Annotated in this window: 15 protein-coding genes; 5 read left to right on the forward strand and 10 right to left on the reverse strand. The window is 66.9% G+C overall.

Features of this window, described 5'->3' with window-relative positions:
* Positions 1 to 3: 3 nt before the first annotated feature.
* The 5 genes from pyk to gcl form a co-directional block, all read right to left on the reverse strand.
* Positions 4 to 1,476, reverse strand: coding sequence for a pyruvate kinase (gene pyk, locus J2Y49_RS20060; protein ID WP_310116680.1), 1,473 nt, complete (start codon positions 1,474 to 1,476; stop codon positions 4 to 6).
* Positions 1,477 to 1,479: 3 nt separating this feature from the next.
* Positions 1,480 to 2,766: a glycerate kinase gene (locus tag J2Y49_RS20065; RefSeq protein WP_310116681.1), complete on the reverse strand. Its 1,287-nt coding sequence runs from the start codon at positions 2,764 to 2,766 to the stop codon at positions 1,480 to 1,482.
* An 85-nt stretch (positions 2,767 to 2,851) separates the two neighbouring features.
* Positions 2,852 to 3,751: a 2-hydroxy-3-oxopropionate reductase gene (gene glxR, locus J2Y49_RS20070; protein WP_310116682.1), complete on the reverse strand. Its 900-nt coding sequence runs from the start codon at positions 3,749 to 3,751 to the stop codon at positions 2,852 to 2,854.
* 59 nt (positions 3,752 to 3,810) lie between these two features.
* The gene (gene hyi / locus J2Y49_RS20075; RefSeq protein WP_310116683.1) at positions 3,811 to 4,596 is read right to left on the reverse strand and encodes a hydroxypyruvate isomerase; all 786 of its coding nucleotides are present in this window, start codon (positions 4,594 to 4,596) and stop codon (positions 3,811 to 3,813) included.
* Between the two features lie 51 nt (positions 4,597 to 4,647).
* The gene (gene gcl, locus J2Y49_RS20080) at positions 4,648 to 6,357 is read right to left on the reverse strand and encodes a glyoxylate carboligase (protein WP_310116767.1); all 1,710 of its coding nucleotides are present in this window, start codon (positions 6,355 to 6,357) and stop codon (positions 4,648 to 4,650) included.
* On the opposite strand from gcl, the gene J2Y49_RS20085 reads away from it, so the two are divergent.
* From J2Y49_RS20085 to J2Y49_RS20105, 5 genes are all read left to right on the forward strand, one after another.
* A complete protein-coding gene (locus J2Y49_RS20085; protein WP_310116770.1) occupies positions 6,268 to 6,462 on the forward strand; it encodes a hypothetical protein in 195 nt (64 codons plus the stop codon). The two genes, gcl and J2Y49_RS20085, sit on opposite strands and share 90 nt — an antisense overlap.
* A 122-nt stretch (positions 6,463 to 6,584) precedes the next feature.
* Entirely contained in the window at positions 6,585 to 7,529 is a 945-nt protein-coding gene (locus tag J2Y49_RS20090) for a LysR family transcriptional regulator (RefSeq protein ID WP_310116768.1), read from the forward strand.
* Between the two features lie 229 nt (positions 7,530 to 7,758).
* Positions 7,759 to 8,163, forward strand: coding sequence for a CidA/LrgA family protein (locus J2Y49_RS20095; RefSeq protein WP_310116685.1), 405 nt, complete (start codon positions 7,759 to 7,761; stop codon positions 8,161 to 8,163).
* Between the two features lie 44 nt (positions 8,164 to 8,207).
* Positions 8,208 to 8,933: an LrgB family protein gene (locus J2Y49_RS20100; protein WP_310116769.1), complete on the forward strand. Its 726-nt coding sequence runs from the start codon at positions 8,208 to 8,210 to the stop codon at positions 8,931 to 8,933.
* Between the two features lie 227 nt (positions 8,934 to 9,160).
* On the forward strand, positions 9,161 to 10,081 hold the full coding sequence (locus tag J2Y49_RS20105; protein WP_310116687.1) for a LysR family transcriptional regulator: 921 nt from the start codon (positions 9,161 to 9,163) through the stop codon (positions 10,079 to 10,081).
* On the opposite strand, the gene J2Y49_RS20110 is transcribed toward J2Y49_RS20105, so the two are convergent.
* From J2Y49_RS20110 to J2Y49_RS20130, 5 genes are read right to left on the reverse strand one after another with little or no spacing between them, the layout of a single operon-like run.
* Positions 10,032 to 11,030: a TrbI/VirB10 family protein gene (locus tag J2Y49_RS20110; protein WP_310116688.1), complete on the reverse strand. Its 999-nt coding sequence runs from the start codon at positions 11,028 to 11,030 to the stop codon at positions 10,032 to 10,034. The genes J2Y49_RS20105 and J2Y49_RS20110 overlap by 50 nt on opposite strands.
* Positions 11,027 to 11,983 (reverse strand): TrbG/VirB9 family P-type conjugative transfer protein, encoded by a 957-nt coding sequence (locus J2Y49_RS20115; RefSeq protein ID WP_310116689.1) that lies wholly within the window; start codon positions 11,981 to 11,983, stop codon positions 11,027 to 11,029. The genes J2Y49_RS20110 and J2Y49_RS20115 overlap by 4 nt, the downstream gene beginning before the upstream one ends.
* Positions 11,980 to 12,750 carry a hypothetical protein gene (locus tag J2Y49_RS20120; protein ID WP_310116690.1) on the reverse strand — a complete coding sequence of 257 codons (771 nt, stop codon included), beginning with the start codon at positions 12,748 to 12,750 and terminating at the stop codon, positions 11,980 to 11,982. The genes J2Y49_RS20115 and J2Y49_RS20120 overlap by 4 nt, the downstream gene beginning before the upstream one ends.
* A complete protein-coding gene (locus J2Y49_RS20125) occupies positions 12,747 to 14,072 on the reverse strand; it encodes a type IV secretion system protein (protein ID WP_310116691.1) in 1,326 nt (441 codons plus the stop codon). The genes J2Y49_RS20120 and J2Y49_RS20125 overlap by 4 nt, the downstream gene beginning before the upstream one ends.
* Before the next feature lie 6 nt (positions 14,073 to 14,078).
* Positions 14,079 to 14,273, reverse strand: a complete 195-nt coding sequence (locus J2Y49_RS20130; RefSeq protein ID WP_310116692.1) for a hypothetical protein — start codon at positions 14,271 to 14,273, stop codon at positions 14,079 to 14,081.
* Positions 14,274 to 14,275: the final 2 nt, after the last annotated feature.

The raw sequence follows: 14,275 nt of genomic DNA on the forward strand, positions 1-14,275 counted from the left end.
TGCTCAGGCCACGGGAGCCGGGATATCGCCGCCCACCGCCTCGGCCATGCCCACATGACGGGGTTCGGTCACCGCCACCCGCAGGATGTTGGTGGCGCCCGGGGTGCCGAAGGGAACGCCGGCGGTGATGACCAGACGCTGCCCCGGTTCGGCCAACCCCTCGTGAATGGCGGTCCGGCAGGCGTGGTCGACCATTTCGGAGAAGCTGCGCACATCGGCGGTATGGACCGCATGCACTCCCCAGGCCAGGGCCAGACGGCGCGCAGTGGGCAGGCTCGGCGTGAGGCCCAGCACCGGAACCGCCGGACGCTGGCGCGCCACACGCAGGACCGTCGATCCCGAGGTGGTGAAGGCGGTGATCGCTGCGGCCGACACCGTGCCGGCAACCTGCCGGGCTGCGGTGGTGATGGCGTCGGCCGTCGTGGCCTCGGGCTCGGGCAGACCGGCTTCGCTGATCCGGCGGTGCAGCGGATCCCGCTCGACCCGGCGGACGATGCGGTCCATCATCGCCACGGCCTCCACCGGATAGGCGCCGGAGGCCGATTCCGCCGACAGCATCACGGCATCGGCACCGTCATACACGGCGGTCGCCACGTCGGAGGCTTCCGCCCGTGTCGGCGCCGGGGCGGCGATCATCGATTCCAGCATCTGCGTCGCAACGATGACCGGACGGCCGAGCGCGCGGCATTGAGCGACGATGCGCTTCTGGGCGCTGGGAACGTCCTCCGGCGGCATCTCGACGCCCAGATCGCCGCGCGCCACCATCACCGCATCCGACAGGGCGACGATGCCGTCCAGCGCCGCCATCGCCGCCGGCTTCTCGATCTTGGCGACGATCCCGGCACAGCCGTCGATCAGGTCCCGCGCTTCGGCCACATCCTCCGGACGCTGGACGAAGGACAGGGCGACCCAGTCCACACCCAGACGAAGCCCGAACTCCAGGTCTTTGCGATCCTTCTCGGACAGCGCCGACAGCGGCAGCACGACGCCGGGCAGATTCACTCCCTTGCGGTCGGACAGGACGCCGGAGGTGACCGCGACCGTCTCGGCGAAATCGGCGCCGCACCGCTCGACCCGCAGCCGCATCTTGCCGTCGTCCAGCAGAATGTCGACGCCGGGCGCCAGCACATCGTAGATCTCCCGGTGCGGAAGCGCTACGCGCGTGGCATCGCCCGGCGCCTCGGCGGTGTCGAGGCGGAAGCCCTGCCCGGCCTCCAGCCGGATCCGCCCTTCGGCGAAGCGGCCGATGCGCAGTTTCGGCCCCTGGAGATCGAGAAGGACGCCGATCGGCCGCCCCACCTCGCGTTCCAGGTCGCGGATGATGCGGTGACGGTCCGCGTGATCCTCATGGCTGCCATGGCTGAAATTGAGCCGGAAGACATCGACTCCGGCGTCGTACAGGGCGCGGATGGTCCCGGGTGCCGTGCTCGCGGGGCCGAGGGTGGCGACGATCTTGGTGCTTCGCTGACGGGGCATGGCTCAACTCTTCCCAGAGAATCGCGGCGCGCCGCCGCCGATCAGGATGGCGCGGAAATCATTCACGTTGGTCAGGGTCGGCCCGGTCACGACGAGATCGCCGAGCGCCTGGAAAAATCCGTAACCGTCATTGTCCGCCAGCCGGGCCTTGGCATCGATGCCGAGCCCGGCCGCGCGCACCAGCGTGTCGGGAGCAAGCAGCGCCCCCGCGTTGTCCTCCGTTCCGTCGATCCCGTCGGTATCGCCGGCCAGTGCGTGGACACCCGGCATTCCGTCGAGTGCAACGGCCAGCGCCAGCAGAAATTCGGCGTTGCGCCCACCACGGCCGTGGCCGCGTACCGTGACGGTGGTCTCGCCACCCGACAGCAGCACGCAGGGCGCCGTGACCGGCTGGCCGTGCTCCACGACCTGACGGGCGATGCCGGCGTGGACCAGCGCGGTCTGACTTGCCTCCCCCTCGATGGCGTTGCCCAGGATCAGCGGGGCATAGCCGGCCGCCGAGGCCACCTCGGCGGCATGCTCCAGCGCCATTTGCGGGGTGGCGATCAGGATCGTTTTCGCTTCGACCGCTCGCCGGTCGGACCGGACAGCACTCTCGCGCATGGCCGTCAGATGCCGGACGACTGCGGCCGGGGGATCGATTCGGTAGGTCTCCAGGATTCCCAGCGCATCGCTGGCGGTGGTCCGGTCGGGCACCGTTGGGCCGGAGGCGATCACCGAGGGATCGTCGCCCGGTACGTCGGAAATGATCAGAGACAGGACGGGTGCCCGCGTCGCGGCGGCCAGACGGCCACCCTTGATCGCCGACAGTTGCTTGCGCACGCAGTTCATCTCGTCGATCGACGCACCCGACCGCAGCAACGCCCTGGCCACCGCCTGCTTGTCGGCAATGGAGATACCCGGCGCGGGAAGGGCGAGCAGCGAGGAACCGCCGCCGGAGATCAGGCACAGCAGCAGATCCTCCGGCCCAAGCTCGCCAGCCAGCGCCAGGATACGGCGGGCGGCCTCCTCCCCGGCGGCGTCGGGAACGGGGTGGCCGGCTTCCACCACCTCGATGCAACGGGTCGGCACGGCGTGACCATAGCGGGTGACCACCAGGCCGGACAGCGGGCCGGACCAATGGTCCTCCACCGCCTTTGCCATCGCGGCGGCGGCCTTTCCCGCGCCGACGACCACCGTGCGCCCCTTCGGGGGAGCGGGCAGATGCGGCGGCACGCACCGGGCGGGCGACGCCGCCGCCACCGCCGCCTGAAACATGGCCTGCAAAACTTCGTTGGGCTGCGCGCTCATGGCGGCCAATCCTTCAAAGGGAGGGCGCCGGCACCATTCCGCCGAACCGCCGTCGGGCGGCGGAGATGGCGCACGGCGTCCGGGATCAGACCGCCGGAGCGGCGTCCTGGCCGATCTCGTGATTGGCCATCAGTTCCAAGGCACGGACCATCGCCGAATGGTCCCACGCCTTGCCACCCTGGGCGGCGCAGGCGTTGAACAGTTCCTGGCAGGTCGCGGTGTTGGGCAACGACACCCCCAGCGCTCGGGCGCCGTTCAGTGCAAGGTTCAGGTCCTTCTGGTGCAGTTCGATGCGGAAGCCCGGATCGAAGCTGCGCGTCACCATGCGTTCGCCATGGACCTCCAGGATGCGCGAGGAGGCGAAGCCGCCCATCAGCGCCTGACGGACCTTGGCCGGGTCGGCGCCGGCCTTGGAGGCGAACAGCAGGGCTTCGCCCACCGCCTCGATGGTCAGCGCGACGATGATCTGGTTGGCGACCTTGGTGGTCTGGCCGTCGCCGTTGCCGCCGACCAGCGTGATGTTCCGGCCCATCGCCTCGAACAGCGGTTTGACCATGTCGAACGCCGCCTGCGGGCCGCCGACCATGATGGTGAGCGAGGCGTTGCGCGCCCCGACCTCGCCGCCCGACACCGGAGCGTCGAGATAGACGCAACCCAGGTCGTTGATCCGCTTGGCATAATCCTTGGTTTCGATCGGCGAGATGGAGGACATGTCCACCACGATCTTGCCCGGCGAAAGCCCTTCGGCGATGCCGGTTTCGCCGAACAGAGCGGCGCCGACATGGGGCGTGTCCGGCACCATGGTGATGATGACATCGGCGGACCGCGCCACCTCGCGGCCGGAACCGCAGTCGATGGCTCCCTTGGCGAGCAGTTCGTCGGGCGCCGGCTTGATGTCATGGACATACAGCGTGTGGCCGGCGTCGATGAGGTGCGCGGCCATCGGCCGCCCCATGATGCCGAGTCCGATGAATCCGACCTTCATAGCGTTTTCCTTCTCCTGGAAATCGATGCTGTTCGTTGTGCCGTTCCGGGCGATGTCGTTCAGACCGCGGCGGCCGGCGCGGAGCGCCAGGACAGGCCGACGCTGGTGTTGCCGGCCGGCTTGTATTCGCAGCCGACCCATCCCCGATAGCCGAGACGGTCGAGTGCCTTGAAGACGAAGGGATAATTGATTTCCCCGGTGCCTGGCTCGTTGCGGCCCGGATTGTCGGCGACCTGGATGTGGGCGATCCGGTCGAACAGCCGCTCGATGGTCGGCACCAGATCGCCCTCCATCACCTGCATGTGGTAGACGTCGTATTGCAGGAAGAGGTTGTCGGACCCGACCGCGTCCATCAGCCGTTCCGCCTGGGCGCTGGTGGCGAGATGGAAGCTGGGGATGTCGCGGGTGTTGACCGGCTCGACCAGCAGGCGGATGCCCGCCTCCTTCAGGGCGCGGGCCGCAAAGGACAGGTTGTCCACCAGCGTGCGCTCCACGGCGTCCGCGGCGATTCCGGCGGGTGTCTTGCCGACGAGGCAATTGACTTGGACGCAGCCCAGCGCGGTCGCATAGTCGATCGCCCTCCCGACCCCATCCTGGAACTCGCCGACGCGGTCCGGCAGCACGGCGATGCCGCGTTCCCCAGCCTCCCAATCGCCCGCCGGCAGATTGTGGAGAACCTGCGTCAGCCCGTGCCGATCCAGACGGTCGGCCAACTCATCCTTGGGATAGGCGTAGGGGAAAAGATACTCCACCCCGGCGAAGCCGTCCTGCGCGGCGGCGGCGAAGCGGTCGAGAAATGCGTGCTCGCCATAGAGCATCGTCAAGTTGGCGGCAAATTTGGGCATGGTTCGTCGTCTCGCGGAAAGATACCGGGAAGTGCGGAAGAATCCGGCCGGTCAAACCAGGATGGTGGCGGTGTCCTCGACGGGCAGATCCAGCGTCTCCTCGAACTCGGTGACGTTGTCGATCTCGGTGCCCATGGCGATGTTGGTCACCCGCTCCAGCACCAGTTCGACGACAACCGGCACCTGATACTCGTCCATCCAGGCCTGCGCCTGGGCGAAGGCGTCCTGGATGCGGTCGGGCTCGGTGACGCGGATCGCCTTGCAGCCCAGCCCTTCCGCCACCGCGACATGGTCGACGCCATAGACGCCGATCTCCGGCGCGTTGATGTTCTCGAAGGAGAGCTGGACCTGGAAATCCATCTGGAAGGCGCGCTGCGCCTGCCGGATCAGCCCGAGATAGGCGTTGTTCACCAGCACATGGATGTAGGGCAGCTTGTGCTGGGCGCCGACCGCCAGCTCCTCGATCATGAACTGGAAGTCGTAGTCGCCGGACAGCGCCACGATGCGCCGCTTGGGATCGGCGACGCGGACGCCCAGCGCCGCCGGCAGGGTCCAGCCCAGCGGGCCGGCTTGGCCGCAATTGATCCAGTGGCGCGGCTTGTAGACGTGCAGGAACTGCGCGCCGGCGATCTGCGACAGGCCGATGGTGGTGACGTAGGTGGTGTCCTCGCCGAAGGCGCTGTTCATCTCCTGATAGACGCGCTGCGGCTTCATCGGCACCTGATCGAAGTCGCTGCGGCGGTGCATCGACCGCTTGCGGCCCTGGCAGTCCTTGACCCAGCCGCCCAGATCCTTGAAGCGCCCTTCCGCCTTCCACTCCCGCGCCACCTCGATGAACAGGTCGAGCGCCGCGCCGGCGTCCGAGACGATGCCGAGGTCGGGCATGAAGACGCGGCCGATCTGGGTCGGTTCGATGTCGACATGCACGAACTTGCGGCCCTTGGTGTAGACCTCAACGGACCCGGTGTGGCGGTTGGCCCAGCGATTGCCGATGCCCAGCACGAAGTCGGACTTCAGCATGGTGGCGTTGCCGTAGCGGTGGGCGGTCTGCAAGCCGACCATGCCGGCCATCAGCGGATGATCGTCGGGGATGGTACCCCAACCCATCAGGGTCGGGATCACCGGCACGCCGAGCAGCTCGGCGAACTCCACCAGCTTGTCGGAGGCGTCGGCGTTGATGATGCCGCCGCCGGCGACGACCAGCGGACGCTCGGCCGCCGCGAACAGCGCCAGCGCCTTCTCGACCTGGGTGCGGGTGGCGGTCGGCTTGTAGACGGGGAGCGGCTGGTAGGCCTCCTCGTCGAACTCGATCTCGGTCATCTGGACGTCGATCGGCAGGTCGATCAGCACCGGGCCGGGCCGGCCCGAGCGCATCAGGTGAAAGGCCTGCTGGAAGACATAGGGCACCTGCGCCGGCTCCAGCACCGTCAGCGCCCATTTGGTGACGGGGCGGGCGATGTCCGGCACATTGATGGCCTGGAAGTCCTCCTTGTGCAGGCGCGCGCGCGGCGCTTGGCCGGTGATGCACAGGATGGGGATGGAATCGGCGATGGCCGAATAGAGGCCGGTGATCATGTCGGTGCCGGCCGGGCCGGAGGTGCCGATGCACACGCCGATGTTGCCGGCCTTGGCCCGGGTGTAGCCCTCGGCCATGTGCGAGGCGCCCTCCACATGCCGCGCCAGAACATGACCAATATTGCCATCGGCTCTCAAAGCTGCGTAAAACGGATTGATCGCAGCACCGGGCACGCCGAAACAGATGTTAACACCTTCCTTTTTCAGGACACGGACTGCGGCTTCTGCTGCGCTCATCCTGGACATGGCACAAGTCCTCTTGAAATCTCCGACTATCTTGGCCGGAGATGAAGGTTTTGTTTGAGATGCTGATGGTTTTATATTATCGCTCTGCGAGCCGACAGCCCCTCATGTGGCAAATCATTCTTGCAGCGAGGGGCAGATAAGGAGAGGTGATGGACTATCTCAGCGCCATGAGGGCGTTTGTCCGGACCGTGGAACTTGGCAGCCTGTCACGGTCGGCAGCTGAAAGCGGAGCCAAGGTTTCGACCGTGTCACGCTACATCGCCGCCTTGGAGGCGGATGTCGGCGCCGCCCTGTTCAACCGGACGACGCGGCGGCTTCACCTGACCGAAGCCGGCATGACCTTCTACGAGCGGGCCGCCCGCATCATCGCCGACGTGGACGAAGCCCGGCTGGCGACCTCGTCGCTGAACAGCCGACCGCAAGGGCTCCTGCGGATCAACATCCCATCGGCGTTCGGACGGCGCCATGTGCAGCCGCATCTTCCGGACTTCCTGGCCGCCTATCCCGACATCCGCATTGACGCCACCTTCACCGACGCAACCGTCGATCTGATCGATGCCGGAGCCGACATTGCCATCCGGATCGGTGCCCTGACGGATTCGACGTTGGTGGCGAAGCGGCTGGCCCCCCACCGGCGCGCCCTGTGCGCCAGTCAGGATTATCTGGCACGGGCCGGAATGCCGGACAGCCCCGAATCGCTCGCCACGCACAACTGCCTCGCCTTCGCTCTCCAACCCTCCAACCGCTGGTATTTTTGCGAGAAAGGCACGGCGAAAACGGCGGAGGTGGTCATCGGAGGACGGCTGCGCGCGAACGACTCCGAGGCGCTGCTCGGCGCCGCTCTGGCCGGCCTGGGGATTGCCCTACTGCCGACGTGGCTCGTCGGACCGGAGATCCGCTCCGGACACCTCGTGTCACTTCTGCCGGAATGGGAGGGAAACATTTCCGTCGGACCGGAGCGGAGCATCTGGGGCGTCTATCCCCCCAAGAAGGTGGTGTCGCCGAAGGTCCGCGCTTTCCTGAGCTTCATCGAACAGCGCTTCGGCCACCCCCCTTACTGGGATCTCGAAACAGGCCTGCGGGTTTCCCCGGCAAGCACGGCCGGATCATAGCAAGGACGACGACCGGGCGGGGCATTCCCCGGACAACCACCCGTTTCAGCAACAATGCTTTCCCGCGCCGGTGCTTCATTCTCCGGGCAGCATCCGCCATCTTCCGGTGCGTCAGGAACGGCGGAGCATTCGTTGTTCCGACTCCCTCGGTCCTGGCGTCGACACATCGCAAGCCCCGCAAGCTGCGCCTCCGACACGCAACGAGGAGGCCCTTGTAAACGGAGGTTCCATGCTGACCGTATTCGCTCTTTTCATCGGCTGCCAGCTGGCCGGCGAGATCCTGCGGATGGCCTGCTCCCTGCCCTTGCCCGGTCCGGTGGTGGGAATGTTCCTGCTGACCACCTTGCTCATCATCAGGGATGCGCATGGAAATGACAGCACACGCCAAACCCAAAAGGCGGAGACTCCAGACGACATCGACCGCCTCGCCAATGGGCTTGTCGGTCACATGGGGCTTCTCTTCGTGCCGGCTGGCGTCGGCGTGATCACGGAATTTCCGATATTGCAGCTGGAATGGCTGCCGGTTCTGCTCGGCGTCATCATCTCCACACTTCTCAGCTTGGTCGTGACCGGCTGGGTGATGCACTGGGTGTCCTGTACGACCGAGCCTGACAGGGCATGCAGCAAGTCATAGCCGATTGAGGAGAAACACTGTGATGTTCCCCCACTTACAATGTGATGTTCCCCCACTTACAATCTGTGTGGTCGCCGCTGGAGCCGACCCCGCTGCTGTGGCTCGTGATTACCCTTACTGCGTATCTGATCGGCTGCGGCGGGCAGCGCGTGTGCCAGGGATCACCTCTCGTCAACCCGGTTCTGATCGCCATCGCGATCGTCGCAGCGCTGCTGATCGGGACCGGCACTCCCTATGCCACCTACTTCGCCGGCGCACAGTTCATCCATTTCCTGCTCGGTCCCGCCACCGTCGCTCTGGCAGTCCCCTTGGCAAGGAATCTCGCGCATGTTCGCCGCAACCTGCATGGGATCGGTCTGGCCTTGCTCGCGGGTGCATTGACATCGACAACCAGCGGCATCGCCTGCGTCTGGCTGTTTGGCGGCACTCGAAGCATTGCGATGTCGATGGCTCCCAAAGCGGCGACGACACCAATCGCCATGGCAGTTGCCCAGGATATCGGCGGTATCCCATCTCTGACTGCCGGAATGGCAATTGCTGGTGGCATCGTTGCTACCGCCGTCGGGCGCTTCATCCTGCAGCGGTTGCAGATTGAGGATTGGCGCGCTCATGGGCTGGCTGCAGGAGTTGCCGGCAGCGGTGTCGCCGCTGCACAGATTGCACATCGCAACGGACTCGCCGCTGCGTTCGCGGCAGTCGGGATTGCCTTGAACGGACTGCTGACGCCATTGCTGATTCCGTTGGTGATCGAGGCATGGCCCGCTCAGTAAGAGGTCGTTCGAAAAAAGTTGGCATGTCTGGTGACAATACGTCCTCTGTAGATGGAGCGTGACCTGGGCAGCCAGCTTGGCTCTGGAAACGCCCTAGAACCATGGCTAATTACACAAGCATCTAAAAATAATGGGAATAATTTTTAGGAATAGTGCGTCCATAATATTCTATTTCAACTTGAAATTTTACTTTCCCGATACCACTCTTTGCGTGCTGAGAGATCGAAATGGATCTACGTCATCTCCAACACTTTAATGTATTGGCTGAAACTGGCAGCCTACACCAAGCAGCTCGTAGGCTTGGTTTGGGTCAGCCGGCGCTTAGCCAATCAATTCGATCGCTTGAAGCCGATGTGGGTACAAGTCTGGTCGTACGCAGCCCAAATGGGACGCGCCTTACTCGGGCAGGAGACGCCTTTCTGAATGAGATTCGTCTAGTCCTGGCCGCTCTTGACCGGGCCATCCACATCGCTAAGCTCGCCGTCGATACCCCTGCTCCATTGCGTCTTGGCATCACTCCGGATGTTACTACCCGTCGATTAGCAGAATTATTGCGTGAGTATAGACAAGATCACCACAATGGTGGCATAATAATTATCGATGGATCGACGGCTCATTTGCTATCATTGCTCAATTCAGGGTTCCTAGACCTTGCTTTATTTCCAATTACTGCAATAAATTGTGGCGTCGAGAGCGCAGAAGTACTTTGGAAAGAGGAACTTTACCTCGCTCTACCAACTTCCCACCCGTTGGCGTCCGAACCATCGATCGACCTCCGCTGGTTGACGGAATTGCCAGTGATTTCCAAAGCCGGTCAGGATCCGGATGCCGCCACGCGGTCGTTGCTGGAAGGTTGCCTAGCAGCGAAGATCTCACCGCAAGTCACTGCCACGATGCAACATACCGAGTCGCGGCTGACGTTGGTCGCCGCTGGCTTCGGACTAACCGCCCTACCCGCCAGCGGACTTGGGGGAGAAAGGGATGGTATTATCCATCGACCGACCCGACCATCACTTTATGTAGGCGTCGCTGCTGCATGGCCGACGTCTGGTCAAACTGTGCAGGCTCGACGCTTCCTCGACATGGCCCGCACGCCAATCACCACCGAAACTCATCCGCCCGAAGCGCAACACGCAGCACCAGAATGACCGGCTTGCCGGCGTCGAGCGTGATGACAGGCGCCCGGTCGAGCAGGTCCTTGGCGGCCTTGTCGAGCGGACGGTCAATGCTGTGTCCGAGGATGCCGCCGATCAGGCTGCCGCCGCCGGTCAGCGCCGCCGCAGCAACATCCACCGCGGTGCTGGCGGCGATCAGCAACCCGGTCTGGAGCCACGGCACCTCCACCGACCCGGCCAACCCCGCCGCGCCGGTGCTGTCCGTCCCGATGGCGGCGACACGGACCGTATCGTTGCGCGGCCAAGGCCGGGTGATCACCGGGTTGGCCACCTCGATGCGCTTCTGACCTTTGCTAACGCCGCTGCCCACGTCCAGCGTCACCACCGATCCGGCCGGCACCGCCAAGCAGGCGAAACCGGCGTCCCAGACGTCCTGCGTCACCCGCGCCGTGACGATGCCGCCGCGTTCGGTCACCACTCGGTTCACTGTGAGCAAGGGGATCGGCGTGCCCGACGGCACGAGGCAGTCGGACCCGGCGGCGGCGAAGTCCGACACCCCGGCCTGGGCGGAGGCGACGGTCGTCCCCTCCTCCTTGCGACTCCAGCCACCGACACCGGCCTCCATCGCCTTCTTGCGCAGTTCGTCCTCCTTCGGGACAGTCTTGGCCTGCGACCGGGGTGGCGGGGCCGGCTCCCTCTTCTCGATGCGGGGCGTCGGCGGCGGGACCGGCACCGGCTTGGGCGCCATGTCCTCGTAGCTGGGCAGCCGCGGCTCCGGCTGCGTCGGGCCGAGGGCGACGGACAGCTTCGGCAGTCCGCCGGCCCCCTGGCTGCGGCCCAGCATGTAGGCAATTAACCCCAGGCCGATCACGATGGCCGCCACCAGCAGGATGCGGACGACGTGCGGACCGGAGGTGATCACCCGGTGGCGGGCCAGCGGATCGGGCGGCAGCGGCGGCGGGGTGTCATTGACCGATGTCACGGGCGGGTCCTCCGGATGTGCACTTCCTGCGCGCCGATCGCCAGCAGCAGGTGGTTGTGGATGCCGGCGACGCGGTAGGTGGCGTTCATCCGGCCATACTGGACGGGGATGCGGGTGCCGTCGGCGCCGATGCGCCAGAGGATCGGCGCGCCGTAGGCGCCAAGCGCACCGGGGGTGAAGTTGATGATCGTCACCTCGCCGTCGTCGCACACCGGCGGCTGGCCGTCGGGGGTCGGCACCGGCCGCCACTCGGGTGTGTCGCCGTCCATCGTGTAGGTGCAGCGCCGGTCCCGATAGGCCAGCTCGGTGGTGCGGTCCCGCCGGTCGCCGGCCGCAGCCGGGAGGGCGGTGGCCTGACCGTTCAGCGTCGCGAGATAGTCCTCGGGGTAGCGCCAGCGCACCTCGACGTGGTGGACCCGCTTGTGGGTCTCGACGTTCAGGTCGTATTTCCGCTCGCTGGTGAACAGGGAAATCTGCTGGTTGAGGCCGGCACGCCGGGGCATGAAGGCGATGCACTCGGTGCGCCGGGCGCCCTTGCCGAAGCTGTAGGGCTGGTGGGGAATCCACACCTGGGCGCCGGGCGCCACGATGTCGCGCACCACCTCGCCGGGCTTCAGGCAGACCAGCGTCTGGTTCCCCTCGGCCATGTAGACGAGGTAGTGCAGGTCGGGCTGGTACCAGTATTCGCAGCTCTTGCCCTTGAAGCAGGTCAGCGTCGGCAGGTCGAGGGCCGCCTCGTTGGCCTGCCCGACCCAGCTGCGGGTCTGCGCCCGCGACGGCCGCGGCCCCGCCTTCTCCGTCGGCTCACGCTCCATCGCCGTCGACGGGATGTGCAGGTCGGCCAGGGTGTAGGGGCGCTGCGGGGTGGCGGGGCCGGCGGCCGGCACCGAGGGTGGCTCGGTGGCGCAGGCGGCGAGCAGCGGCAGCGCCAGCAGGGAAACCGGGAGTCTCATGGCTGGGGCTCCATCGTCTCGGATTGGGGGATGGGGTGGGCTTTGGCCGGCTCCTTGGCCTCGGCCTTCAGCGGCGTGCCGCTGGGCTCGGAGAAGCCGGAGATCGACACGCCGTCGAGCGCGCCGTCCCGCGAGGGACCATCGACGGTGACCACGGCGGCGCTCATCATCGCCTTCGCCCGCGGCTTGAAGTCGCGGTAGACCGTCTCGGTCCACACCACGTAGAAGGCGGAAGTGCCCGTTTTCGGGTCGGCCTCGCGCTCCTGGACGCGGATGTCGGCAATGTCGCGGGTCCAACCCTCGGCCGGGGCGAGGTCGGCCGCCAGCAGGGCGTCCCACTTGCGCTCGGCCCCGCCGGTCAGCCGGGCGCGGGCGGCGGCGCGGTCCCTGGCCAGCATCACCGGGTCGGTGCCGATCTGGCGCTGCCAGCGGACGAACCACTGGACGGCGTTGATCCGGGCCCCCTTGGTCACGGTGAGGGTGTTGTCCAGCAGCACGAGGCGCTGGTGGCCGTCCATCTCCTGCTCCACCCGGTACACGGGCTTGTACCGGGCGATCTCCACCAGCCGGCCGGCGATGCGCAGGTTGTCCCAGGTCATCAGCGAGCCCCAGGACAGGCCGAGCACGGCCAGGGCGAAGGTCCAGCGCTTCAGCCGCAACGCCTTGGCCTCGCGGCTGGCACGGTAGGTCATGGCGGCGAGGTACTTCGCACTGTCGGGCACGGCCGCCGGTGGCGGGTCGTAGACGTTGACGACGCGCTCCTTCATGACGGGTCGGTCTCCTTGTCGTCGGCGCGTCGATCCGTTCCGGGCGTCCTACCCGGCGGGTCCTGCGGCCGTTCGGTGGCGTTGGAGGCGGTGCGGCGCAGCCACGAGTCTTCGCCGCCCCAGCGTTCGATGAGCCGGCTGGCTTGCCCGCGGGTAAGGTCGGGGTCGACGGTGCGGCCGGCGGCGAGGCGGTCGAGTTCCCCGCGCTGGGCGTCGGTCATCGGCTTGTCCCAGCCGCTGCCGCGCGAGGCCGAAGCGCGGGACCCGCCGAAACGGCCGGCCGGGTAGCGGCGCCCGGCCGAGGCGCCGGCGGACCCATTGCCGGACCCGCCACCAGCGCCGCCCCCGGTCCCGCCGGTGCTGCCGACGGACGAAGCCACCCCGGTCGTCACATGACGCAGGCCGCTCCACAGCGCCGAGGCCCCCACGGCAAGGCTGCCGGGCGTCCCGGTGGTGGCGGCCGCCGCCCCGGCCATGGTGCGCATGCCGAGCCAGCCGGCGGTCCACAGGGCGGCCAGCGCCGTCATGCCGTCCATCACCGGGCCGCCGTTCACCAGGCCGGCGGCGGCGCGCGGCGCCTTGATGGCCAGCACGAAGATGGCCGCCGCCAGCACCGCCACCCCGAAGGCCTGGGCCAGGGTTGGCGTGCCCTGGAAGGTCAACCCCAGCAGCGTGGCGCTGCACATGGCGATGACGCAGCCGAGCACCAGCAGCTTCAGCGCGGTGGCGGCGATGTAGCCGATGGCGCGCTCGGCCACGAAGCTGGTCGGCCCGAGCACGGCGAAGGGGATCGCCAAGTAGGCGGCGAGCGACAGCAGCCGGTATTCCAGGAAGGCGAGGAACACCTGGATCGCCAGGATGCAGAAGCTGACGATCACCACCAGCGCGGCCAGCAGGAAGATAACGATCTCGACGAAGTTCAGGAAGAAATCGACCGGCCCCAGCATCTCCTTGACGCGCTGCATCAGTGGGATCACCGCCTGGATGCCGAGGTGGGCGATGTAGCCGGGATCGTCGAGGGCGAAGCCGCCGCCCGGCACGAGGTTGAGCCCCTGCTGGGCGGCGGCCTGCATCAGGGCCGCCGAGCCGGCGGGGAACCACTCGACCAGGGCGCCGATGGCGGCGAACTTCAACAGCATGCGCAGGAAGGGGCCGTGCACCGCCGCCTTGCCCTCGAACAACCAGAGCAGCAGGGCCAGGGTGTAGGACAGCATCATCAGCAGGCGCAGGGCCGTCCGCACGTCCGGCCCGAGCAGGCCGAGGCCGGTGACCACGGCGGCGGTGAGCTGGTGCAGGACGACCGACAGGGCGCTGACGTCCATGGCCGGTCACTCCTGTACAGAGCGGGCCGGCACCGGCCGCTCATACCGGCCGATGCCCTCCCAGGCCGGGTTGCTGCGCTCCAGCCGCTCCAGGGCCGAGGCTCCCGTGTCGGAGCGGACGTAGAGGACCAGAGCCACAGCGCCGATGACGCTGACGACCAGCATCGCACCGAGAGCGAGGAGAATGTGCCGGAGTCCCATGG

The sequence above is a fragment of the Azospirillum sp. BE72 genome, from assembly GCF_031455875.1.
Classification (GTDB): domain Bacteria; phylum Pseudomonadota; class Alphaproteobacteria; order Azospirillales; family Azospirillaceae; genus Azospirillum.